Here is a 23,290-nt window from a genome sequence, read left to right on the forward strand (position 1 = left end):
CTTGCCTGCGGGCAAGGAGTTTTTTTGTGCGATTAACCGCAAACACTTAAAGAGGTTGTTCAAAAAGTCCACTTTTGATCACGAAGCATTTCAAGATTCGATATCGAATCTTGAGGTTGCACATAAGAAAACGGCCTTTGCAATATGGGACTTATAACGGAAGGAGTAATCACCCAAATGAGTAGTACGGCAGACTTCAACATTATTATGGATGAAGCGGGGATTCGGCGAGCGCTTACCCGAATTGCCCACGAAATTCTGGAACGCAACAAAGGGATTGAGAATTGTGTGCTGGTCGGAATTCGAACAAGGGGCATATACATTGCACGGCGAATCGCGGAACGAATACAGCTCATCGAGAATACGAGCATCCAGGTCGTCGAACTGGACATTACGCCGTATCGGGATGACAAGAAAAAAGAAGAGCGGGAAATGGCAGCCATAAGCGAACCTTTCCCGATACAAGATACAAAAGTGATTTTATGCGATGACGTGCTGTATACCGGCCGCACGATTCGAGCGGCGATGGATGCCCTGATGGACCAAGGCCGGCCGCAAATGATACAGCTGGCGGTACTGGCAGACCGAGGACATCGTGAACTGCCGATACGACCGGACTACGTCGGCAAGAACGTACCGACCTCGCGAATAGAAGAAATTGAAGTGGCACTTGCAGAAATCGATGGTATCGATGAAGTGAAAATCGTACACCACAGGGGGTAGCAGCAATGACAATGGTACAAATGGACCGTACGGTGAAGGAACGCAGCTTGCTCGGACTCAAGGATCTTAGCAAGCAAGAGATTGAATCGATTCTGGATCGCGCCGCTTACTGGGAGCAGCAGCCCATTAAGGTGAACGATGTTCTCCGACATAAATTTGTTGCAAACATGTTCTTCGAGAACAGCACCCGCACCCGCTGTTCGTTCGAAGTGGCCGAGAAGCGGCTTGGTGCAGAAGTGATTAACTTCACGGCTGCGGCTTCCAGCGTAGAGAAAGGCGAATCCATCTATGACACGGTTCGCACGTTGGAATCAATGGGGATGGATGCAGGAGTGATTCGCCTAAAGCCGGTAGGTCTCTTGGAACAAATTGCGGAGCGCGTCAAAATGCCGCTAGTCAATGCAGGGGACGGTATCAACGAGCATCCGACTCAGGCTCTGCTCGATATATATACAATAAGAAAGCATTTCGGACAGTTGAGCGGCCTTAACGTAGCGATAGTCGGAGACGTCGAGCACAGTCGTGTTGCACGCTCCAATCTATGGGCGCTGCGCAAGTTCGGGGCACAGGTCAGCTTCTGCGCTCCAGACAATATGCGCACACATGATTTGGATGTGCCATATGTCACCATGAATGAGGCGCTGCAAGCCGATGTCGTCATGATGCTGCGAGTTCAATTGGAACGGCACGAATCGAATATGTTGAACTCGGCGGAGCAATACCGGTCCGGTTACGGGCTAACACTTGAACGCGTTGCACAGATGAAACCACATGCCATTATCATGCATCCTGCCCCGGTTAACCGCAACGTCGAAATTGACGACAGTGTCGTCGAATGTGAACAGTCGCGTATTTTCGACCAAATGGCAAATGGTGTGCCTATACGAATGGCGGTTCTAGAACGGGCCATGACTTAATTATAGTGAGAGTTCTGAACAACCAAACTTCTTCATGTAGAGGGAAGTCAATATCCGATAGAGAACGGAACAGCACGCATGATGAGAGGAGACAATAATCGATGCTAGTTATTACAAACGCAACGGTGCTTACTAATGAAGGAAAATTGAAATCCGCACACATTTGGATTGAGGACGGGGTCATCTGCAGGTTGACGGATACGGAGGAGCCAATTCCTGCACATGCCGAAGTTCAAGATGCTGCTGGAAAGTTCGTATCGCCTGGTTTTATCGACATGCACGTTCATCTGCGTGAACCTGGGTTTGAACATAAAGAAACGATAGCGACAGGAACACGCTCGGCGGCGAAGGGTGGATTCACCACAATCGCCTGTATGCCGAATACGCGTCCGGTCATCGATACTCCGGAAACGGTGCAGCTTATATTAGAAAAGGCGGAACAGGAAGGCACAGTAAAGGTACTGCCTTACGGTTCCATTACGAAGAACGAGCTCGGACGTGAGCTGACGGATTTCGTAGCTCTGAAGCAAGCTGGTGTAATTGGGTTCACGGATGATGGTGTCGGCGTGCAAAACGCTCAGATGATGAAGGACGCGATGAAATGGGCCAAAGAGCTCGACATGCCGGTTATTGCACACTGCGAAGATGATTCGCTAGTCACAGGAGCTGCGGTGACAGACGGTGAGTTCGCCCGCAAGCACGGACTGAAGGGAATTCCGAACGAATCGGAAGCGATTCATGTCGGTCGCGATATTTTGCTCTCGGAAGCGACAGGCGTGCACTACCATGTGTGTCACGTCAGTACGGAGCAGTCGATTCGCCTTATCCGTCAAGCGAAGCAGTTCGGCATTCGGGTAACTGCCGAGGTATGCCCGCATCACCTGCTGCTGTCTGATGAAGATATTCCGGGGATGGATGCAAATTGGAAGATGAATCCGCCGCTTCGTACCCCGCGAGACGTTGCAGCATGCATCGAAGCGCTCGAAGACGGAACTATCGATATACTCGTAACCGACCATGCGCCGCATAGTGAAGAAGAGAAGGCAAAAGGAATGGACTTGGCTCCATTCGGCATCGTCGGATTGGAAACGGCGTTCCCGCTGCTGTACACGAAATTCGTCGCCACGGGCAAGTGGCCGCTAGACTTGCTGGTGAAGCGGATGACGGCCGATCCAGCCAAAGTCTTCGGTTTACCGACAGGCCGCTTGGAGGAAGGCGCGCCGGCAGACTTAACGGTCATAGACTTGGAGACCGAATATGAAGTGGACCCGAGCACCTTTTTAACGAAGGGCCGCAACACGCCGTTTACCGGCTGGAAGCTGAAAGGCTGGCCGGTGATGACGCTGGTAGATGGACGGGTTGTCTGGAGCAAATAACCGATAGAACGGAAACAAACATAGATGATTTCGGATAGCTGATAGAATCGTCCTGTAAGGACAAGAGACAGAGAGAGCGAGGAGTGACGAACATGCAAGCAAGATTGTTGTTGGAAGACGGTACCCTATTTACAGGCGCTGCGTTCGGGGCGGATGGTGAATCTGCCGGAGAGGTCGTATTCAATACTGGGATTACAGGTTATCAAGAGGTGCTGTCCGACCCGTCTTACTGCGGACAAATCGTGACTATGACATACCCGCTTATCGGGAATTACGGCATTACGCGTGATGACTTCGAGGCGATTCGCCCTTACGTGCATGGCTTTGTCGTGCGCCGTCACGAAGTTACGCCTAGCAATTGGCGTGCGGAATATACGGTGGACCGCCTGCTGAAAGAGTACGGCATCGTCGGCATTAGCGGTATTGACACACGCATGCTGACGCGCAAGCTGCGCCACTTCGGAACGATGAAGGGGATTCTGACCACAGGCAGCCAGCCGGTAGATGAGCTGAAGGAAATGCTTGGCGTCACTGAATTAATGCGTGACCAAGTGGCTCGCACCTCGACGAAGCAATTGTTCTCCAGTCCTGGCGATAAAGAACGGATTGTGCTGGTTGACTTCGGAGCGAAGAGCGGTATTTTGCGCGAATTAACGAAGCGCGGCTGCGATGTCGTCGTCGTGCCACACGATACGACGGCAGAAGAAATTCGCCGCCTCCGTCCAGACGGCATCCAATTGTCGAACGGGCCTGGGGACCCGAAGGATGTGCCTCACGCTGTGAACATGATTCAGGAGCTGCTCGGAGAGATTCCTATCTTCGGCATCTGTTTGGGACATCAGCTCTTCGCGCTTGCTTGCGGCGCGGATACGGGCAAGCTGAAGTTCGGTCATCGCGGCGGCAACCACCCGGTTAAAGAATTGACGACGAACCGTTGCTATATTACATCTCAGAACCATGGCTACACGGTAGTAGAAGAGTCGGTTCAAGGTACAGACTTGGTCGTGACGCACATCAACAACAACGACAAGACAATCGAAGGCTTGAAGCATGCGAATATGCCTGCGTTTTCGGTGCAATACCATCCGGAGGCTGCTCCGGGGCCGTATGACAGCAGCTATTTGTTCGATGATTTTATAGAAATGATTCGTGAGCACAAACATAACCAACCACAAGTTTCGCGCCAAGCGGAGCTCGTAGCACAGCTGAAAGGGGAACTATAATATGCCTAAAAATAAAGACCTCAAGAAAATTCTTGTCATCGGTTCGGGTCCGATTGTCATCGGTCAGGCAGCGGAATTCGACTATGCGGGAACGCAAGCCTGCCAAGCATTGAAAGAAGAAGGCATGGAAGTTGTTCTCATTAACAGCAACCCGGCTACGATTATGACAGATACGAACATGGCGGATAAGGTGTACATCGAACCGATTACGCTCGAATTCGTCACGCAAATTATACGTCAAGAGCGTCCAGATGGCTTGTTGCCGACACTAGGCGGTCAGACAGGGTTGAACATGGCGGTCGAATTAGCACGCGCTGGTGTGCTGGAGCAGGAAAATGTGCGCTTGCTAGGAACGCAGCTTGATGCGATTGAACGTGCGGAAGACCGCGACTTGTTCCGTGAGCTTATGCGTGAACTGGAGCAGCCGGTACCGCAGAGCACGATTGTGAACTCGGTGCAGGAGGCCGTTGATTTCGCGAATGAGATTGGCTATCCGATTATTGTTCGTCCGGCTTATACGCTTGGCGGTACAGGCGGCGGTATTTGCGACAATGAAGAGGAACTGCTTGAGACGGTAGCGTCCGGTATTCGCTACAGCCCAATTGGACAATGCTTGATTGAGAAGAGCATTGCTGGTATGAAAGAAGTGGAATACGAAGTGATGCGCGATGCAAATGACAACTGTATTGTCGTATGCAACATGGAGAATTTTGACCCGGTCGGCGTTCATACGGGTGACAGCATTGTCGTCGCTCCAAGCCAAACGCTGTCTGACCGCGAGTACCAAATGCTGCGCTCCGCGTCGCTCAAAATTATTCGCGCCTTGAATATTGAAGGCGGATGTAACGTACAGTTCGCGCTCGACCCGTTCAGCTATCAATACTATGTCATCGAAGTGAATCCGCGTGTGAGCCGGTCATCGGCCCTCGCATCGAAAGCGACAGGCTATCCAATTGCGAAGATGGCGGCCAAAATTGCGATTGGTTACACACTGGACGAACTTGTGAACCCGGTAACAGGACAAACGTATGCCTGCTTTGAGCCGACGCTCGACTACATCGTATCGAAGATTCCACGTTGGCCGTTCGATAAATTTATGCAAGCGAACCGTAAGCTCGGCACACAAATGAAAGCGACGGGCGAAGTGATGGCTATCGGCCGCACGTTCGAAGAGTCGATGCACAAAGCGATTCGTTCGCTCGAAATCGGTACGCACCGCCTGTACTTGAAAGATGCGGAACAGCTTGACGAAGCAACGCTGCAAGCGCGCTTGAAGGCGCCGGATGACGAGCGCTTGTTCTTGCTCGCCGAAGCGTACCGCCGCGGCTATTCACTGCAGCAGCTGCAGGAATTGACGAAGATCGATTGGTGGTTCCTCGACAAGATTGAGGTTATGGTCAAATTCGAAGACGCTATCCGCGCTGACGAGACGCTGTCGACAGAGACGCTCTATGAAGCGAAGCGCATGGGCTTCACCGACCGCGCCATTGCAGAGCTGCGCAGTGAAGTGCATCCGGGCGGGGCGTACACGAAGGAAGAAGAAGTGCGTCAATTCCGCAAGCAGCAAGGCTTTGAGCCGGTATATAAAATGGTTGATACATGTGCGGCGGAATTCGAAGCGACGACGCCATACTACTATTCGACCTACGAGACCGAAAATGAAGTGATTGAATCCACTAAAGAAAAAGTTATCGTGCTTGGTTCCGGCCCAATCCGCATCGGTCAAGGTATCGAATTCGACTACTCGACCGTACATGCGGTATGGGCGATTCAAGACGCTGGTTACGAAGCGGTCATCATTAACAACAACCCGGAAACGGTATCGACCGACTTCAACACATCCGACCGCTTGTACTTCGAGCCGCTCTTCTTCGAAGACGTCATGAATGTCATCGAGCAGGAGAAGCCGATTGGCGTCATCGTTCAATTCGGTGGACAGACGGCAATTAACTTGGCGGCGCCGCTTGCCAAAGAGGGTGTGCGCATTCTGGGCTCCAGTCTGGAAAGCATCGATGAGGCGGAAGACCGCAAGAAGTTCGAAGCGCTGCTGTCTCGCCTGCACATCGCGCAACCGAAGGGCAGCACGGTGACTTCAGTTGACCAAGCGGTAGGAACGGCGCAGGGCCTTGGTTATCCAGTGCTCGTCCGCCCATCCTACGTTCTCGGCGGACGCGCTATGGAAATCGTCTACTCGGATAACGAACTCTTGAATTATATGGAGCAAGCAGTGAAAATAAATCCGGATCATCCGGTTCTAATCGACCGCTACATGCTAGGAAAAGAAGTGGAAGTCGATGCAATTTGCGACGGCGAAACCGTGCTTATCCCAGGCATTATGGAGCACGTGGAACGCGCTGGTGTTCACTCCGGCGACTCGATTGCGGTCTATCCGCCGCAGCACCTATCAGCTGAATTGAAGCAGCAGGTCGTCGATATTACAATTCGGATTGCGAAAGAATTGAAAACGGTCGGGCTGATTAACATCCAGTTCGTCATCTATAAAGAGCAAGTGTACGTTATTGAAGTGAACCCGCGTTCGTCCCGTACAGTGCCATTCTTGAGCAAAGTAACGAACATTCCGATGGCGAACGTGGCAACGAAGCTTATTATGGGAGCTAAGCTGTCTGAGCTGGGTTATCAAGAAGGCCTGTGGCCGGAAGATGACCATGTGTCGGTAAAAGTGCCGGTATTCTCCTTCGCGAAGCTGCGCCGTGTCGAGCCGACGCTCGGACCGGAAATGAAGTCGACCGGCGAAGTCATGGGCCGTGACGTTCAATATGCGAAGGCTTTGTACAAAGGCCTGATCGGGTCTGGCATGAAGATTCCGGCAACGGGCGCCATTATTTGTACAGTAGCGGATAAGGACAAGGAAGAAGCGGTTGAGCTTATGCGCGGCTTCGTCAGCTTGGGCTACAAAATCATTGCGACGGGCGGTACGGCAACGGCGCTTGAAGACGCAGGCCTTATCGTCACGCGGGTGAAAAAGCTGACCGAAGGTTCGCCGAATATATTGGACCTGATTCGCAACGGCGAAGCTCACTTTGTCGTCAATACGCTCACGAAGGGCAAGACACCGGAACGCGACGGCTTCCGCATCCGCCGAGAAGCGGTAGAGAACGGCGTCGTCTGCATGACTTCGCTCGATACCGTGCGCGCGCTCCTCGGCATGCTGGAGCAGATTAATTTCTCCTCCCGCCCGATGCCAGCTTTCCATAACCATAGTTAAGCGGAGCTAGAGAAGAGTGCACAATTGCATAGAGGTTGAACGGGGAGGCCGGAAGGCCTCCTCGGATTGTGAATATGCATCTCATCCGTCACATCGAACAGCTTCCTCTCTTAAAATGCGTGTTCAGAAAGAGGGATTTCTTGAAAAACCCTTTATAGTGCGTGTTCAAAAAGGTCGGTTTTCAGCAACGAGAAGGTTGCAGGACTTCGAGAGTGAATGCAAGATTCGATGCCGAGTTACTTTCTGAGTGACTTCGTGATCAAAAGCGAACTTTTTGAACAACCTCTTATATAGGTAACAATGGGAAGGCAGAGTGATATCTACGATGAATCAACCTATAAATGCTGCTGACGCAGCTGGTCGTATAATGGTAGCGCTCGACTATCCGCATGCGGACGCGGCTCGACAGCTAATTACGCAGCTCGAAGGCATTCCATGCTACATGAAAGTGGGAATGCAGCTTTTTTACGCGGCTGGTCCGGCATTCGTCCGTGAATTGAAGGAATACGGATATAAAGTGTTCCTCGACGTCAAAATGCACGATATTCCGAACACAGTCACAGGTGGAGCGAACAGCGTGACGAAGCTTGGCGTCGACATGTTCAACGTCCATGCCGCCGGTGGTGCGAGCATGATGAGAGCAGCAATGGATGGCGTACAAGCTGCATTGGCGGAAGATGCATCGCTTCAGCGTCCCGTCGTCATCGCCGTTACCCAGCTGACGAGTACGAATCAGCAGGTGATGAACGATGACATCGGCATCCCTGGGTCAGTAGAGGAAGCCGTCGTGCGCTATGCCAAGCTGACGCGGGAAGCGGGGCTTGACGGAGTAGTCGCTTCACCACAGGAAGTGACGCGCATTAAAGCGGCTTGCGGCGCCGACTTCAAGACGGTTACGCCGGGAATCCGGCCCGCAGGCAGCGAGAAGGGCGACCAATCCCGTGTCATGACACCGGGTGAAGCATTTGCCCGCGGCACGGATTACATTGTCGTCGGGCGTCCCATTACGGCGGCACCGAACCCGCGTGCAGCATTGGAATCAATCTTAAAGGAGCTGGTGAACTTATGACAACGACAAACATGGAACGAACGATTGCAAGCCATTTATTGAACATTCAAGCGGTGGCGCTGCGTCCGCAAGATCCGTTCACTTGGACTTCCGGCATCAAATCGCCGATATATTGCGACAACCGCTTGACGATGTCCTATCCGGACATTCGCGCTGCGATTGCGGAAGGCTTCGCAGCCTTGGTTAAGGAATACGCGCCGGATGCGGAGATCATTGCTGGGACGGCTACGGCCGGTATACCGCATGCTGCATGGGTGGCAGACAAGCTTGGACTGCCAATGGCGTACATTCGGGACAAAGCGAAGGGGCATGGGAAGCAAAATCAGATTGAAGGCATTATCCGTCCCGGACAAAAAGTTGTCGTCATCGAAGATTTGATTTCAACGGGCGGGAGCTCGCTGAAGGCTGCGCTTGCGGTCAGGGAAGCCGGGGCCGAACCGCTCGCAGTCTTTGCCATCTTTAGCTATCAGTTGGACAAAGCCGTGTCGGCTTTTGCCGAAGCAGGCATTCTACTGCGCACCTTGTCCAATTATTCGGCGCTGATCGACACGGCGCTTGAGTTGGGCGTCATCCAAGCCTCCGATTTGGATATCTTGAAGGCTTGGCGCCATGATCCTGCCAGCTGGAATAACTAGCTTGTCGCCATGTAAAGATCTGATCGCACTGCGCGATCAGGTCTTTTTGTCGCTATTAAGGGAAATTTAAGCTTTCTGTCGAAAAAAAGCATAATATGCATTCCTTATTCCGATCGAACCAACCTCATCACGCGGCCGCTCATTTTAGAAGGGCCCCGATAAAGGCTGTCCCGTATAGAAAATCTGCTCTCGGGCCGAGTATAGAAACACTGCTATATCAGACATCTGTCGAATTTATTTACATTGTGAAACAAGCTCGATTTCTGAAAATTGGTAAAAATATTGTTGTAAATATGGAAAAAGCGTTACAAACTTTGTAACTTTTCACCCCATTCAATCGTTTATACTTTAGGAGAGTTTGACGTCATGTCCGAGAGAAAGGGGCAAGGAAACGATAATGAAGTGGCTTCGCAAACGGAAACAAACAGATCCTGGTGAGACGACCCCGGTTCTCGCGGCGAACAAGCAGAAGAAGAAAGATGCGCAAGACGAGGCGGAATACATAGAAGAAGATGGACAATCTGCAGCTTGGCCCGCACGCGCAGTTCCTGTCGTGACAGATGAGCTTCTACTGGACGTTCGCGGCGTGGAACGAACCTTTCAAGCCGGAAGCGAGAAGGTACATGTGCTAAAGGGAATCGACATGGTAGTTCGTCCGGGTCAATTGGTTATGTTAAAAGGCCGCTCAGGTTCAGGGAAGACGACGCTCTTGAACATGCTGGGCGGACTTGATCTGCCTACAAAAGGCGAAATTTTCTTCCGGGGAGATTCATTATCGTCTTGGAGCGACAACAAGCGCACCGTTACCCGGCGCAACGACATCGGCTTTATTTTTCAGGCTTTTGCCTTAATGCCGCTCTTATCTGCATACGAAAATGTAGAGCTATCGCTCCGCATGGCCAACATTCCCCGCCATTTATGGAAAGCGCGCGTTCAGCATTGCTTGGAACTGGTCGGTCTTGGCAAACGGATGAAACACCGTCCGTACGAGATGTCCGGAGGGGAACAACAGCGTGTTGCGATCGCGAAGGCTATTGCTCATAAGCCGTTATTGCTGTTGGCCGATGAGCCGACGGCGGAACTAGACTCACAGATGGGTGCTCAGGTCATGGGGGTATTCCGACAAATTTTACACACTGAAAACATTGCAATTTGCATGACAACCCACGATCCTACAATTTTGGAGGTTGCTGATCATGTTTATGAAATGGTCGACGGAAAATTCATCTCCTGACACAGGAGTATTACAGAAACGGAACTGGCGCCGCGCTATGCTGGCGTTCATGTGCGGCACGCTGCTGCTCACCTCAGCATGCTCGCTGCTGCCGGACGAGGCAGAAGAGGAAGTGCTCCCGAGCATTACAGAGCCAACGATTTCGAAGAAGCCGGAGTATGAGGTCACTAAGAAAGCTTGGGTTTCGTCAGCTAGCGGATCAGGCAAGATTATGTCCGAACAGGAAGAGACCGTATTCTTTACTTTGGACAACAAGCCGATCAAGGACGTTCTTGTCAAGAACGGCGATACGGTGAAAGCCGGTCAAACAATCGCTGTGCTCGATGTGGATGATATGCAGAAGGATTTGCGACAGAAGCGGTTAGCGCTGCGCAAGGATGAAGTCGAACTGAAGGGCACGCTCCGCCAAAAGGATGAAATGGACCCGGTTCAATTCGAAGAGGCGCAAATTTTGTATGAAGAGAAACGCCAAGCGATTGCCGATTTGGAGACCGATATTGCAAAAGGCACGGTTACATCTCCGTTTGCAGGAGTCATTGTGTCCCTTAACGTGAAGAAGGGGGCGACATCGAAGAAATATGACCCAGTAGCAACGATTGCGAATACGTCTCTACTAACGGTAGCGGCACAGATGTCGAAAGACGACTTGAAGAAAGTAGCGCCGGGCATGGAAGTAGAGGTCAGCGTCAATACAGTTGATAATTTATTGAAGGGAAAAGTAAAGGCTCTCCCGATGCCGACAAATGACAACAACAATAATGGCAGGCAAGGCAATGAACCGGATCAAGATCGGCTGGACAAATATATGACCGTCGAACTGCTGGATAAGCTGCCGGCTAGCGTCATGCGCGGAACGCCGCTTAGCGTTACGGTCATTGTCGAACGAAGAAAAGACGTCACCGTCATCCCGCTGGCTGCCCTGCGTACGATTGGTTCGCGCACTTACGTGCAGGTCATAGACGAGAAAGGCAAACGGGAAGTCGATGTCGAGGTGGGAGCGCAAAAACCGACAGAGGTCGAGATTAAATCCGGGCTTGAGCCGGGACAGAAAGTAGTGGGTAGATAATGGGCATGCCTATGATGCGTTTTCTGTTCCGCAAAATGTGGAATACCCGCTGGCTTACGCTCAGCACGCTAGTGGGTCTTATCGTTGCCGTGTCTTTTACGGTCAGCATTCCGATGTACTCGGACGGAGCGTTGAAGCGTGTTGTCACGAAAACGCTGCAGGAGAACGGTGGAGGCTTGCCAGCAGGTTCCTTGCTCATGCGTTATCAAGCTTCAGGCGGAGGGAAGACCGACCTTAATGCGCTCAAGGAAGTGGATCGTTACATTCGAGATGACGTGACGGCCGAGATCGGGTTCCCGACAGAGGTATTCGTCAATACCCGCAGCTTGAAAGCGACAGAGGTGTCCCCGGTCGATCCGACGAAGGTGGATGCAAGCCGCGTCCGCACGATGACGCTCAGTTCGTTGACCGGCTTGGATGAACAAGTCGAATGGTCGCTCGGCAAGCCGTATGAGGATGGAGAGGCGAACGGTGTGCTGCAGGTCGTTATGCTTGAGGAAGCGATGTACCGTAACGACCTTCACATCGGCGATGAACTGGAATACTCGGTACGCGGGGAAGTCCGTCAGACGCTCACATTGAAGATCGTCGGCACGTTCCAGCCGAAAGAACTGACAAGCGCTTATTGGCATCAAGGATTGGAAGGCATGATGAACTCTCTCTATGTTACTCCAAATACGTTCAATCAAGTGCTGTTGGAACAGAAGGGTGCTCCGCTGCAGCTATCGAGCTGGTATTACGCCTTTGATTTGCGCCAGATTCAGACGAGTCAATTGAATCCGCTTGAGCGCACGCTGGATCGTCTCGGCATCGAGCTGTATCAGAAGCTGAAGGGAACCCAGTTGGAGCTGTCTTTTGCAAAAGTGTTGAATGAGTTCCGCAGTCAAAGCATACAACTGCAAATGATGTTGTTGACGTTGGCCGCGCCGATGATTGCGATGGTGTTCTATTATATTGCGATGAATGCGAGCCAAGCGTTGGAGAAGCAGCAAAGCGATATTGCCGTTCTGCGCAGCCGTGGCGCCAGCACACGGCAGATTATAAGGTTGTACTTGCTGGAAGGATTGCTTCTTGGAGCGGTCGCTTTAGCCATAGGGCCGTTATTCGGTTGGTTTATGGCCAAATCGATCGGCTCAGCGAACGGGTTCTTGGAGTTCGTCAACCGGAAATCGATTCCGGTCGGCTTCACGACCGACGCTGTCTTGTTCGGAGTGGTAGCAGTCGTCATCGCATTGATGGCAAGCATCATTCCGGCCATTATATTCGCGCGTTCATCCATCGTTAATTTGAAGCAGAAGATGGCCCGTTCGGATCGCCGTCCTGTATGGCAGCGCTGGTTCCTTGACGTGCTGCTGCTTGCAATCGCGGGATATGGCTATTACATGTTGAATCAACAGCAGCTGCTGTCTTTCAAGACGGGGATGAGTTCCGATCAACTGCAAGTGCAGCCGTTTCTATTCTTCGTTCCGGCGCTTGCGATATTTGCAGCCGGCCTGTTCTTCTTGCGGCTGTTCCCGCTCATTTTGCGGCTTGTCCAATGGATTGGCGGGAAGCTGCTTCCAGTGCCGCTGTATTTGACCTTGACGCAGTTGTCACGTTCTGCCAAATCGTACTATCCGCTCATGATTTTGCTCATACTGACGCTCGGCCTAGGCGTATATAACGCTTCGGCAGCGCGTACGATTGACACGAATTCAACCGAACGGACGTTATACAAACACGGCGCTGATGTCATCATTAAAGCCGTATGGGGCAGCACGCAGGAAGTGGACCGCAGCGCTAACAACAATAATAACAACAATAATAACGGCGGTGGCGGCAAGCCGGGACCGGGTCCGGGAGGCGGCAATCAACGGCCGAAGCCAGGTCGCGATATTTATAACGAACCGCCGTTCGAGCCATTCAAACGGATGCCTGGCGTCGAAACTGCCACGCGTGTATTGAAGGAGAAAGGCAATATGATCGTGTCCGGACGTTCTATCGGCTCGGGCACGATTATGGGGATTGATAATGTCGACTTCTCTAAGGTCGCTTGGTTCCGCAACGATCTCTTTCCGGCGCATCCTTATCGGTACTTGGATGCTCTCGGCAAATATTACGAATCAGGCGTCATCATACCGACCAATGTCGCGAAGAAATATCAACTGAAGCAAGGGGATGTCATCTCCGCTTCGATACGGGAGCAGATGGTCGAATTCGTCATCGTGGCGATCCTGCCGTACTGGCCAAGTCTGTACCCGGATGAGGCGCCGTTCTTTATTGCGAATATGGACTATATTTATGATCAGGTTCCGATCTTCCCGTATGAAGTCTGGATCAAGATGCAGGATAAAGCGCCGCTGACGCCGGTCGTAACCGGGCTGCAGAAGGAAGGCATCGAGATCTATGACTATCAGGACGTGCGCAGCGAGCTCGCGACACAGAGCAAGCATCCGACGCGCGGCGGGGTGTTCGGCATACTCAGTATGGGATTCTTGGTCTCTGTAGCCATTTCTTTAATCGGCTACTTGTTGTACTGGTTCTTCAACCTGTCAAGGCGTGTCGTTCAATTCGGCATACTGCGCGCGATGGGACTATCACGCAAGCAGCTTACAGGGATGCTGCTGTTGGAGCAATTGTTCACGGCCGGACTGTCGATTGTGCTCGGTATCGTCTTAGGGAAGCTGGCTAGCCGCTTGTTCCTGCCGTTCCTGCAATCTGCGGAAGGTGCGAAGAAGCAAGTTCCACCGTTCCGCATCGTCTTTGAGGCGAAGGATACCCTCCAGCTGTATATCGTGGTCGGTGTCATGATAGTGACCGGGGCGACACTCTTGTTGATGCATATTCGCCGCCTGCGCGTCCATCAAGCCGTGAAGATGGGAGAGGAGCGTTAATCCGTGATACATTGTGAAGGCCTCGTTAAAATTTATAAGACCGAAGATATTGAAGTAGTGGCCCTGCAAGGCTTGAACTTATCGGTGAAGCAAGGCGAGCTGATGGCCATCATTGGGAACAGCGGGAGCGGGAAATCAACCTTGCTCAACATCCTTGGCGGATTGGATCGTCCGTCCGCCGGAGCAGTCCGGGTAGGGAAGTGGGATCTGCTCAAGATTACCGAAGAGCAGTTAGTCGAGTACAAGCGCGATACGGTCGGGTTCATCTGGCAGAACAATGCCCGCAACCTGCTTCCGTATTTGACCGCGCTGGAAAATGTAGAAGTGCCGATGATGTTGTCGGGGAAGCTGGATCGCAAATATGCAAAAGAGCTGCTGGAATGGGTGGGGCTCGGGCATCGCATGAACAACAAGCTGCACCAGCTGTCCGGAGGGGAGCAGCAGCGGGTCGCCATCGCGATCTCGCTCTCGAACCGGCCGCAGTTGCTGCTGGCCGACGAACCGACGGGCTCCGTGGATACGCAGACGTCAGACATGATTATGAACATATTCCGGCGAATGAGCTCAGAGCTTGGGGTAACCGTCGTAATCGTAACGCATGATCTATCGTTGGCGGGAAAGGTGGACCGTGTCGTTGCGATTCGAGATGGCTTGACCAGCACAGAGTTCATTAAACGCAATCCGAATTTGAATTCGGATGGAGGTGAGGATGAACAGATTGCTGGGCAGGGGCTGCAGGAGCTGCATGAAGCATATGTCGTCGTTGATCGTGTCGGCCGCTTGCAGGTGCCAAAAGAGTATTTGGATGCTCTCCACATCCAAGACAAGGCTTCTATGGAATTAGACGGAGACAAGATTATTATCCGCACACCGAAAGAGTTGGAGGGGTAACCTGATGAATCGAAAGAAATGGGTACGCAAGTTGTTGATGGTTACGTTGACGTTAACCATGATTTTCCCGCTACTGGCTGCGTGCAGCAACAAAAATGACGTGGAACCTGGTCAAGAGCGCGTTCTGCGCATCGGGGTTCTGTATGGTGGGTACGGCGGTGACGACACCTACTTCCGCCAGCAATATACTGACGTATACGAATATGCGAACAAAGGCATTCGCATTGAGATTGTTCCAGCTATAGATGCAAGTGAACAGCGTTATGACAATCCTGCGGATGGGTCTAGAAAAGAGCCTGACCGTGCCGAAGCATTGAAGAAGATCATGACATCCGCCAATCCAGTCGACATCGTCGTAACGGATGCCAGTCAGTTCCGCAATCTTGTGCAGGACGGTATGCTGAAGCAGCTGGACCCGCTCATTCAGCAAGACAAATTCGATACAAGCGATTATGTTCCGACCGTTATTGACGGCATCAAGGCGATGGGTGACAACAACCTGTACGGTTTGGCACCGACTTTTTATTCTCAGGCATTATTCTATAACAAGACCATGTTCCAAGAAGCAGGCGTCAATCTGCCGACTGACAATATGACATGGGAAGATATGTTCACCTTGGCACGCCGCGTGTCCAAAGGGGAAGGCGCGGATCGACAATATGGATTCTCATTTAACCGCTACAGAGGCGGCGAGCCGTTCTGGGACATTATCCAAATCTACAATCCACCGTTGAACCTGCGGGTAATCGATGAAAAAGGCGAGAAGATGACGGTCAATTCGCCGAAGTGGGAAACGGTGATGTCCACATTTGCGAAATTAGTGAGCGAGAAAGTTATTCCTGGCGACAATCAAGACATGGACATGTCTGGAGGCGGTGAGGAATACAATCCGTATAGCCACGACAGCTTCTTGTCTGGAAACGTAGGGATGGTCATTGGTGAGTACTCCTATATCAATTCTGATTTGGCAGATGCGATGAAAAATGCGGAAAAAATCAAAGGCTTCAAAAAATTCGATTGGGATGTCGTGACGGTGCCTTCTCATCCAGAAGCGCCAGGAGTTGCCGGCGGCGTATCATTGAACAACATATTCTCCATTAACCAAAAATCGCCTAATCCGGATGATGCTTGGGACTTCATCAAATTTGTAAACAGCGAAGATTGGGCAAAGATTCGCTCTCGCAGCAGCTGGGAGATGGTTGCCCGCAAGAAATTCATTACACCGAAGGATGGCGCTAACTTCAACATTGCAGCCTTCTATACGGTCAAACCAGTACCTCCGACAAGTGCGGATCCGAACGAATTGTTCATTCAGATGCCGAATGCATGGCAGGTGCAGGAGCCTGGACAGACCTTGTTCAAAGACGTAGTCAGCGGCAAAAAAACATCTGCTGATGCATTGAAAGAATGGGAGACCGAAGGCAATCAAATATTGCAGCAGCTTAAAAAGAACTCGAAAGACCCCGTTCAAGGCAACGTATACGGCGATTAATGACGGCCGCTGCAAGCAAGTAATACCAAGTGAAGAATCGGTGAGTATCGCGAATAGCGGGCTTGCCGATTCTTTTTTGCTGTTCTTGGGAATAGTAGAAAATGCGTGTTCAAAAGGTGACTTTTTGAATGACCTCTAGAAATGACAATCGACGTACACGAAAGGAGGACCATCCAGTGCACTGGGTATATTGGGGCAAGCTGTACGATACGAAATTTCAAGCACGCTGTTTGCTGGAGCGATTAGAACACGATGCTTGGATATATGGGTACGATACACTCCAAGAGATTGAAGTATTTCGTTCACGTAAAGGCAAGTATGGCGTTCGTTTCGTCCCCTGAATATGGAAGCCGAATTTCGTAAGTTTTTTTGTAATTTCCCTTGACTGTTCATATATCGATGTTGTATAGTAGTACTTGTCGCTGCTGAAACAACACTTTAAATAATGTCGCGGGGTGGAGCAGTCCGGTAGCTCGTCGGGCTCATAACCCGAAGGTCGTAGGTTCAAATCCTGCCCCCGCAACCAACTTACAATTTTCATAAACAACGGCGTACGGGCCCTTAGCTCAGTTGGTCAGAGCGGTCGGCTCATAACCGATTGGTCGTGGGTTCGAGTCCCTCAGGGCCCACCAGAATCCGTTGTTTTCAAAGATTCATAGCTTAATACGCCGGGGTGGCGGAATTGGCAGACGCACAGGACTTAAAATCCTGCGGTAGGTGACTACCGTACCGGTTCGATCCCGGTCCTCGGCATATCAATACTTATGGTGCTTTTTAGAAAAGTGTTATTAATTCGAAATTTATAAAATGTCCTACGTGGTAGAATCCACGTTAGGGCTTTTTTTCTTATCATTAAGCAATATTTAAGTTATCGTTATCACTAAACGCGGTTTCCTGTAGTTTGCAGCATTGTTGCAAATTATCCTTCCTAAGCTATTATTGATTTGTATAGTAAAGCAACAACATTTTAGAAAAGAGCCTTATAAATAGATATTATGGCTATTCTTCGAATTGTTCTCTACATTTTTAAAAAAAGGGAGAAGAAAGAGCCCCCCGCCTAGATAGCTTAACGAAGCGTCTCAGCGGCGGCCTGCAGTGTTGATTCCACATAATGGCGAAGTTTTTATCGGATGCTACGGTTGACGATTAGTGAAGAAAGATGATATATTGATTGATGCTAATACATACATTTACGCCGGGGTGGCGGAATTGGCAGACGCACAGGACTTAAAATCCTGCGGTAGGTGACTACCGTACCGGTTCGATCCCGGTTCTCGGCACCATTAGTAGACAATGAGACTCCTTCAACGGTCTGTTTCCGAACAGCGAGTGAAGGAGTTTTTGACTTATTCTATTTATAGTCAAAGAGAGGAAGATTATTGTGAGTGTACTGGTACATAATGATTGGGCGGAGCTGCTCCATGATGAGGTAAGAAAGCCTTATTTTAAGCAGCTGTGGGGATGGTTGAAGCAGGAGTATGAGCAAAATGTCGTGTATCCTCCATTTGAACACATTTTTTCTGCCTTGCAATATACGTCTTATGAGGATACGAAGGTCGTCATTGTCGGACAAGACCCGTACCATGGGCCCGGGCAAGCCCATGGGCTGAGCTTCTCTGTTCAACCCGGTGTGAAGATTCCGCCTTCGCTGCAAAATATGTTGAAAGAGAGCGCTGCTGACGTTGGAACGACAATGCCAGACCATGGCTATTTAGCCCCATGGGCCAAACAAGGCGTCATGATGCTGAACACGGCGCTGACTGTCTATCAAGGTCAAGCAGCTTCCCACCGTGGCAAAGGTTGGGAAATGTTCACTGATCGCGTCATTCAGCTTTTGAATGAACGTGAACGTCCCGTGGTCTTCGTGCTGTGGGGTTCACACGCACAGGCGAAGCTCAGTATGATTGATGCGAATCGGCACGGGATCGTCAAAGGGCCGCATCCAAGCCCGCTCTCCGCGCACCGCGGATTTTTCGGCAGCAAGCCGTTCTCGAAAGTAAACACGTATTTGCAGCAGTTCGGCGAACCTGAAATTGAGTGGCAGCTTCCTGCGATGGAAGCGATACGTCAGCAATCATTTTAATATTTATCGCGATTACGGCTTGAGTAAGACCCTGTTTCCATCGATTTGAGACGAACTGGAGATAGGGTCTTTATATTGAATCTTAGATATCAATTTCCAAATTAGGGATTGACTCAGACTAGAAAAATTGATATATTATTAATTGCTTACGACCTGTTCTGATAGCTCAGTCGGGAGAGCACCATCTTGACAGGGTGGGGGTCGGCGGTTCGAGCCCGTCTCAGAACACCATACTACATCTATTAGAACCCTTGAATTAACCAAATTCAAGGGTTTTTTTGCATATTGTCATACAGGTATCTAAAAGGGAGAGGAGATGACAGGGCTGATTGTACTTTTGTTTGTTGGCTATCCTGCACTCACCGCTGGGTTGTCTCTGATCGGCAGGCTGTTCGGACAGCGGACATAACCCTGATGCGAGTCCCTTCGTCTAAAATTCACTAATTGTTCATACATATGTATCATCTGGCAGCTGCCTTATACGGGTTGTTCGGATGAGATGAACATTGTGACGAGCGGAGGGAGAATGATGGGCGGCATATTATTCGCATGGTTGATCGGACTGTTCGGCATTACGATTCTCGTCATCTGGGCGCTTATTCATATGGTCAGCAAAGACAGCATCCGGTATGATGAGCAGTTTGTGTGGAAGCGAGAGCTGAGTTCTGAAGCAAAGCAGGAAGAAGAGTAATGTTTAATTTTTCTTGAAAACGGTGACAATGGCATTGTAGTCATCCTATGAGTGGTTGAAGCGGAGGTCGGTCAGATGAACAAACCGTGGCATCCCATCATTTATATGGTTGCAGTGGCCATTGTCGCTGTCGTGGTTTCAGGCTGTGTTGCGCTTGCAAACGGTGCGCCCCGATATGAGTCCCCGGACTTGCCTAAACCCGTTCTTCCTAGTATACAGAGCGACGTATATCAAGCTCCGGTGCCGTCGGAAGTGTATGCACCTTAAATCCGACTATAATTGGTAAGGCCTTGTTCTGAATTTCTGACGTTAGGTCGTCTGCAGTAACAAGGCTTTTTTCAATTCCTGTTATGATGCACTACCTGTGTGCTCATCTTCTTCATGGGCATTAAGAAAGTTCTGTTCATCTTCCCATTTGCGTGAATAGGCTTGTCTGGTGACGTAGAGCAATAAGAAGACCATTCCGATTACCATAATTACGACGGCGACAATGGTAGCTACAACCGGATCCACGGTTTATCCCTCCCTAACTATTTAATACTGAAGCGTTATTTATAACTGCATATGAATAACTATACATGAAAACGATTTTTCTGTATAATATAGATTCATTTTAATCACACTTTTTATGTTTGTTGAGCGAATAATGATTAAGGATTAAGGATGGTGCGTTACATGGCAGCAGAAGTGATTGAAGTTAAGACAGACGAGCAATTGCAGCAATGTCTGGAGATCCGCAAAGAAGTATTCGTTGATGAGCAACAGGTTCCAATGGAAGATGAAATTGATGATTTAGATACACTTGACGCGAAGGCGAATCATATATTGCTACAGGTTGACGGTGAGATTGCTGCGACCGGCCGGATTAAATGGCTGGATGAATCGACCGCTAAAATGCAGCGGATTGCTGTTCGGAAGCCGTATCGCGGTCATGGTATTGGGCGTTCGCTTATGCTTGCTCTAGAGCAGTTGGCTCGTTCCATGGGTGCGACAGCCAGTATTTTAGATGGACAGTGCCAAGCGGAAGGGTTCTATCAAATGCTCGGCTATCGTACGATATCGGAAGAGCCATTCTATGACGCAGGAATTTTACATGTCCGCATGGAGAAAAAGCTGTAAGCGCGAGTTCAAAAATCCACTTTTTGAACTCGCGCTAACGGGTGAATAGTCTCTGATAGATGCTTTAAAATGATCACCTTCCGGGAAGAGTAACATAGAGTTCTGTTTGATTGGCATCCTTGATGCCCTAACGTAAAGCAGAACCTGTAATTTACCCTTTAGGAGGTTATGTCATGGAATCGCGTGAAACTTTTGTTGCCGTGCAGAAAAATGGGGATGGGGACCTGACTGCATTTAAGACCGACACGGGCAGAGTTATGGCTTACGATGAGGCGATGCATGCCGTTCAGTCAGGTCATATTGCCGGAGTGAACGTCTTCAAAGGTAAAGACGGCGGGATGTATATTCGCGGTGATGCGGATGGCGATCCAACGAATAACTTAGATAACTTGCCTATGTTCTAAATTCAAAAAACACCGGTGAGGATGCTGTCGTTATACGACAGACCTCACCGGTGTTTTGTTATCATTAAGGAATGATTAAGTTCTGTGAAGCGATAAAGCGAAATCAATCCTTCCTTATGGTGATAAAACCAACCTCTAAACGCGGTCGCTCAACTTCGAATGGCCTCGATAAAGGTTTTCTCATAATCGTCAGAGTTGCTCCCGAATGGTGATGATCTTATGCTGCTCCACAAAAGGCATCGGTCCCGTATGTCCCTCATACTGCGAGCGCTCATCGCCATAATGCATTAAATAAATTTTTCTTTGTATCCATTCCGGCAACGTCAACAGCTCCGCGAGTGTCGTATGAACTTCCCCTTTGCCGGTCAACTGGCAGTCATGGAAGATAAGGGTGACTCCCTGCTGCTCAATTAATGTATGCAGCAGGTCAGGTTGAAATCGCATATCAGCGCTGTAGAAGAAGGAATGGTTAACTAACAGCGAGAAGCTTCGCTTGCCGGCGATGTGTGGAGTTTCGATGAGCTGTATCTCCATGCCCGCAGCTAAAGAATAGGTGTGGTTCGGCTCAAGCGCATGTACCTCAAATACATCCTCCAGACACGAGATGCCTTCCTGAGTTAACCCGCCTTTAAGCGTGTTGTTCCACAATGGCTGAACTAACGGAGAAGCAATATACAATTTAGGTTTTCGTCCGTGAATAAACTTCATTTGAAATGCAAACTCTTCCAAGCCTCCCACATGATCGGCATGAATGTGAGTAATGAGCACACCGTCGATATCAACGAAGGATTTTCCAAGCTTATGCAGCGCCATGGGTGCAGTAATACCGCAATCGATGAGTAGGGTGCTCTGTTCCGTGTAAAGGAGCGCGTTATTGTTAAAGTAATGCTTTGCAAATGCGCTGCCGGTTCCAATCATTTGTATCTTAAGCTTCATCTCCATCCTCCTAATCCATGGCATCGGTTAAATTATGACCTAACTGTATCACGCTGCTGGGCACATACACAAGCAAAGCTCTTCCAGTCTTCATACGATATGACGTGAAACGTTAAGCCAGCTGTGGCGTTTCGTGCGAAACGGTCAAAAGTAGGTGGAAGGATTGGCGAAAGGAAACGCAAAGAAAAAGAAGGATCCGGCAGGCGGTCGTACCCAGTATATGATGCGAATCGTCACATCTGACCGTTGTGCTGTCTGTCCGACCCCTTGCGCGAGAGGTGTGAATTATTTGAATCGGGTGTCCGAGCCGGGAGCCGTGGGCAATGGAATTCCATGTGTGTTAACGCGAATGAAGGTTAGCACATAGAATGGTTTCCATCATGACGACACCGGGAAATGAACGAGGATATCAATCATTTCCCGGTTCAGCGTAGCTTTCGCCACCTCTCTGTCGTTTCACATGCCGCCGTTTGGCGAATGCATTCGAGAGGGAGAGGTGTGTAACGATGGCGGTTGATGTTGTGTGGAAAGGCAATGAATATACGAATTCGAGTGACCGGAAAGGACAAGCTCCCCTTATCATCGTCAATCATATATCAGCAGGAAGCATGTCTAGCATGGATTCATGGTTCACGAGCCCGGACAATAAAGTATCGTCGGCTCATTTTGGCGTATCAAAGCAAGGAATCATTCATCAATATGTAAAGTTGGAACGTATGGCCTGGGCGCAAGGCATTACCGCAGATCGCATCGCGACAGCGCCCGCAGCCATCGTGCGAAGCAAAGGAATCAATCCAAATCTGTATGCCGTATCGATCGAGCATGAAGGGCTGGATGGGGAATTAACGGAGCAGCAATTTGATGCGAGCGTTGCCCTGCATCGCTATATTCAAGCCTATGTTGCCGATCATTGGGGTTACACGATTCCATTCGATCGCGAGCATGTGCTCGGTCATTTTCAAATCGATCCAGTCCGCAAAGCGAGCTGCCCAGGATCTAAATTTCCATGGAAGCATCTGTATGCCGCTTTGTCACTGCCGGACAAGGGGCAAGGAGGGGCGGATAGTATGGAGGAGCAATTGAAGCAGTTGCAAACCTTAGTTACAGACTTGAAAGGCAGACTGGCTGGGCTCGAATCGCAGCATCAATTGCAAGAGGTTCCCGCCTGGGCTAAAGCGAGTGTGGACAAGGCTGTAGCCCAAGGCTTAGTGAACACGCCGACACCGTCCTCGCTAGATCTTTATCGGATGTTAACCGTACTAGACCGTAAAGGATTATTATAGTGCGAGCGCAACTCTCCTGCTAAAAAAGAGTATAACTTAACAACTAAAC

The 23,290-nt window shown here is 50.2% G+C and carries 22 protein-coding genes and 5 tRNA genes; 25 read left to right on the top strand and 2 right to left on the bottom strand.

Going from position 1 to position 23,290, the window contains the following annotated elements; all coding sequences use genetic code 11:
• Nucleotides 1–177: 177 nt before the first annotated feature.
• The 21 genes from pyrR to M3650_RS00315 all read left to right on the top strand — a co-directional run bounded on the left by pyrR (nt 178) and on the right by M3650_RS00315 (nt 19,766).
• Nucleotides 178–723, top strand: a complete 546-nt coding sequence (gene pyrR, locus M3650_RS00215) for a bifunctional pyr operon transcriptional regulator/uracil phosphoribosyltransferase PyrR (RefSeq protein WP_251571470.1) — start codon at nt 178–180, stop codon at nt 721–723.
• Nucleotides 724–728: 5 nt separating this feature from the next.
• Entirely contained in the window at nt 729–1,640 is a 912-nt protein-coding gene (locus M3650_RS00220; protein ID WP_251571472.1) for an aspartate carbamoyltransferase catalytic subunit, read from the top strand.
• 101 nt (nt 1,641–1,741) lie between these two features.
• A complete protein-coding gene (locus M3650_RS00225; RefSeq protein WP_251571474.1) occupies nt 1,742–3,016 on the top strand; it encodes a dihydroorotase in 1,275 nt (424 codons plus the stop codon).
• Nucleotides 3,017–3,108: 92 nt separating this feature from the next.
• Nucleotides 3,109–4,239: a glutamine-hydrolyzing carbamoyl-phosphate synthase small subunit gene (gene carA, locus M3650_RS00230; RefSeq protein ID WP_251571476.1), complete on the top strand. Its 1,131-nt coding sequence runs from the start codon at nt 3,109–3,111 to the stop codon at nt 4,237–4,239.
• 1 nt (nt 4,240) lies between these two features.
• Entirely contained in the window at nt 4,241–7,465 is a 3,225-nt protein-coding gene (gene carB, locus M3650_RS00235) for a carbamoyl-phosphate synthase large subunit (protein ID WP_251571478.1), read from the top strand.
• 325 nt (nt 7,466–7,790) lie between these two features.
• Nucleotides 7,791–8,534 carry an orotidine-5'-phosphate decarboxylase gene (gene pyrF, locus M3650_RS00240; RefSeq protein WP_251571479.1) on the top strand — a complete coding sequence of 248 codons (744 nt, stop codon included), beginning with the start codon at nt 7,791–7,793 and terminating at the stop codon, nt 8,532–8,534.
• Nucleotides 8,531–9,169: an orotate phosphoribosyltransferase gene (gene pyrE, locus M3650_RS00245; protein ID WP_285848208.1), complete on the top strand. Its 639-nt coding sequence runs from the start codon at nt 8,531–8,533 to the stop codon at nt 9,167–9,169. Before pyrF ends, pyrE begins: the two co-directional genes overlap by 4 nt.
• 397 nt (nt 9,170–9,566) lie before the next feature.
• The gene (locus M3650_RS00250) at nt 9,567–10,403 is read left to right on the top strand and encodes an ABC transporter ATP-binding protein (RefSeq protein WP_251571481.1); all 837 of its coding nucleotides are present in this window, start codon (nt 9,567–9,569) and stop codon (nt 10,401–10,403) included.
• Complete coding sequence (locus M3650_RS00255; RefSeq protein WP_251571483.1) at nt 10,366–11,469, top strand: efflux RND transporter periplasmic adaptor subunit; 1,104 nt, start codon at nt 10,366–10,368, stop codon at nt 11,467–11,469. Before M3650_RS00250 ends, M3650_RS00255 begins: the two co-directional genes overlap by 38 nt.
• Complete coding sequence (locus tag M3650_RS00260) at nt 11,469–14,342, top strand: ABC transporter permease (RefSeq protein ID WP_251571485.1); 2,874 nt, start codon at nt 11,469–11,471, stop codon at nt 14,340–14,342. Before M3650_RS00255 ends, M3650_RS00260 begins: the two co-directional genes overlap by 1 nt.
• A 3-nt stretch (nt 14,343–14,345) precedes the next feature.
• A complete protein-coding gene (locus M3650_RS00265; RefSeq protein WP_019420609.1) occupies nt 14,346–15,233 on the top strand; it encodes an ABC transporter ATP-binding protein in 888 nt (295 codons plus the stop codon).
• A gap of 4 nt (nt 15,234–15,237) precedes the next feature.
• Complete coding sequence (locus M3650_RS00270; RefSeq protein ID WP_251571487.1) at nt 15,238–16,725, top strand: ABC transporter substrate-binding protein; 1,488 nt, start codon at nt 15,238–15,240, stop codon at nt 16,723–16,725.
• A 176-nt stretch (nt 16,726–16,901) separates the two neighbouring features.
• On the top strand, nt 16,902–17,066 hold the full coding sequence (locus M3650_RS00275; protein WP_019420607.1) for a hypothetical protein: 165 nt from the start codon (nt 16,902–16,904) through the stop codon (nt 17,064–17,066).
• 108 nt (nt 17,067–17,174) lie between these two features.
• Nucleotides 17,175–17,251 (top strand) — tRNA-Met (locus tag M3650_RS00280).
• Nucleotides 17,252–17,280: 29 nt separating this feature from the next.
• Nucleotides 17,281–17,357, top strand: a tRNA-Ile gene (locus M3650_RS00285).
• Between the two features lie 35 nt (nt 17,358–17,392).
• A tRNA-Leu gene (locus tag M3650_RS00290) sits at nt 17,393–17,478 on the top strand.
• Between the two features lie 441 nt (nt 17,479–17,919).
• A tRNA-Leu gene (locus M3650_RS00295) sits at nt 17,920–18,008 on the top strand.
• A gap of 98 nt (nt 18,009–18,106) precedes the next feature.
• Entirely contained in the window at nt 18,107–18,808 is a 702-nt protein-coding gene (locus M3650_RS00300; protein ID WP_251571489.1) for a uracil-DNA glycosylase, read from the top strand.
• Nucleotides 18,809–18,963: 155 nt separating this feature from the next.
• Nucleotides 18,964–19,039: transfer RNA gene (locus M3650_RS00305), tRNA-Val, on the top strand.
• Nucleotides 19,040–19,337: 298 nt separating this feature from the next.
• Nucleotides 19,338–19,499: a hypothetical protein gene (locus tag M3650_RS00310; protein ID WP_019419181.1), complete on the top strand. Its 162-nt coding sequence runs from the start codon at nt 19,338–19,340 to the stop codon at nt 19,497–19,499.
• A 75-nt stretch (nt 19,500–19,574) separates the two neighbouring features.
• Entirely contained in the window at nt 19,575–19,766 is a 192-nt protein-coding gene (locus M3650_RS00315) for a hypothetical protein (protein ID WP_251571491.1), read from the top strand.
• An 81-nt stretch (nt 19,767–19,847) separates the two neighbouring features.
• Here the strand turns inward: M3650_RS00315 and M3650_RS00320 are convergent, their stop codons facing one another.
• Nucleotides 19,848–20,012 (bottom strand): hypothetical protein, encoded by a 165-nt coding sequence (locus M3650_RS00320; RefSeq protein ID WP_019419183.1) that lies wholly within the window; start codon nt 20,010–20,012, stop codon nt 19,848–19,850.
• Nucleotides 20,013–20,174: 162 nt separating this feature from the next.
• Between M3650_RS00320 and M3650_RS00325 the strand changes: the two genes are divergently transcribed.
• Nucleotides 20,175–20,618, top strand: coding sequence for a GNAT family N-acetyltransferase (locus M3650_RS00325; RefSeq protein WP_019419184.1), 444 nt, complete (start codon nt 20,175–20,177; stop codon nt 20,616–20,618).
• Between the two features lie 173 nt (nt 20,619–20,791).
• Entirely contained in the window at nt 20,792–21,022 is a 231-nt protein-coding gene (locus M3650_RS00330) for a DUF3892 domain-containing protein (protein ID WP_019419185.1), read from the top strand.
• Between the two features lie 189 nt (nt 21,023–21,211).
• On the opposite strand, the gene M3650_RS00335 is transcribed toward M3650_RS00330, so the two are convergent.
• Complete coding sequence (locus tag M3650_RS00335) at nt 21,212–21,958, bottom strand: MBL fold metallo-hydrolase (protein ID WP_251571493.1); 747 nt, start codon at nt 21,956–21,958, stop codon at nt 21,212–21,214.
• A 163-nt stretch (nt 21,959–22,121) separates the two neighbouring features.
• Between M3650_RS00335 and M3650_RS00340 the strand changes: the two genes are divergently transcribed.
• Nucleotides 22,122–22,325 (top strand): hypothetical protein, encoded by a 204-nt coding sequence (locus tag M3650_RS00340; RefSeq protein ID WP_251571496.1) that lies wholly within the window; start codon nt 22,122–22,124, stop codon nt 22,323–22,325.
• 139 nt (nt 22,326–22,464) lie between these two features.
• Nucleotides 22,465–23,241 (top strand): N-acetylmuramoyl-L-alanine amidase, encoded by a 777-nt coding sequence (locus M3650_RS00345; protein ID WP_251571498.1) that lies wholly within the window; start codon nt 22,465–22,467, stop codon nt 23,239–23,241.
• Nucleotides 23,242–23,290: the final 49 nt, after the last annotated feature.

It is taken from the genome of Paenibacillus sp. MER TA 81-3 (assembly GCF_023713585.1).
Lineage (GTDB): Bacteria > Bacillota > Bacilli > Paenibacillales > Paenibacillaceae > Paenibacillus_B > Paenibacillus_B profundus.

Coding starts and splice junctions, on each gene's coding strand:
- pyrR (WP_251571470.1), top strand. CDS start 178: ATGAGTAGTACGGCAGACTTCAACATTATTATGGATGAAGCGGGGATT.
- M3650_RS00220 (WP_251571472.1), top strand. CDS start 729: ATGACAATGGTACAAATGGACCGTACGGTGAAGGAACGCAGCTTGCTC.
- M3650_RS00225 (WP_251571474.1), top strand. CDS start 1,742: ATGCTAGTTATTACAAACGCAACGGTGCTTACTAATGAAGGAAAATTG.
- carA (WP_251571476.1), top strand. CDS start 3,109: ATGCAAGCAAGATTGTTGTTGGAAGACGGTACCCTATTTACAGGCGCT.
- carB (WP_251571478.1), top strand. CDS start 4,241: ATGCCTAAAAATAAAGACCTCAAGAAAATTCTTGTCATCGGTTCGGGT.
- pyrF (WP_251571479.1), top strand. CDS start 7,791: ATGAATCAACCTATAAATGCTGCTGACGCAGCTGGTCGTATAATGGTA.
- pyrE (WP_285848208.1), top strand. CDS start 8,531: ATGACAACGACAAACATGGAACGAACGATTGCAAGCCATTTATTGAAC.
- M3650_RS00250 (WP_251571481.1), top strand. CDS start 9,567: ATGAAGTGGCTTCGCAAACGGAAACAAACAGATCCTGGTGAGACGACC.
- M3650_RS00255 (WP_251571483.1), top strand. CDS start 10,366: ATGTTTATGAAATGGTCGACGGAAAATTCATCTCCTGACACAGGAGTA.
- M3650_RS00260 (WP_251571485.1), top strand. CDS start 11,469: ATGGGCATGCCTATGATGCGTTTTCTGTTCCGCAAAATGTGGAATACC.
- M3650_RS00270 (WP_251571487.1), top strand. CDS start 15,238: ATGAATCGAAAGAAATGGGTACGCAAGTTGTTGATGGTTACGTTGACG.
- M3650_RS00310 (WP_019419181.1), top strand. CDS start 19,338: ATGGGCGGCATATTATTCGCATGGTTGATCGGACTGTTCGGCATTACG.
- M3650_RS00315 (WP_251571491.1), top strand. CDS start 19,575: ATGAACAAACCGTGGCATCCCATCATTTATATGGTTGCAGTGGCCATT.
- M3650_RS00325 (WP_019419184.1), top strand. CDS start 20,175: ATGGCAGCAGAAGTGATTGAAGTTAAGACAGACGAGCAATTGCAGCAA.
- M3650_RS00330 (WP_019419185.1), top strand. CDS start 20,792: ATGGAATCGCGTGAAACTTTTGTTGCCGTGCAGAAAAATGGGGATGGG.
- M3650_RS00335 (WP_251571493.1), bottom strand. CDS start 21,958: ATGAAGCTTAAGATACAAATGATTGGAACCGGCAGCGCATTTGCAAAG.
- M3650_RS00345 (WP_251571498.1), top strand. CDS start 22,465: ATGGCGGTTGATGTTGTGTGGAAAGGCAATGAATATACGAATTCGAGT.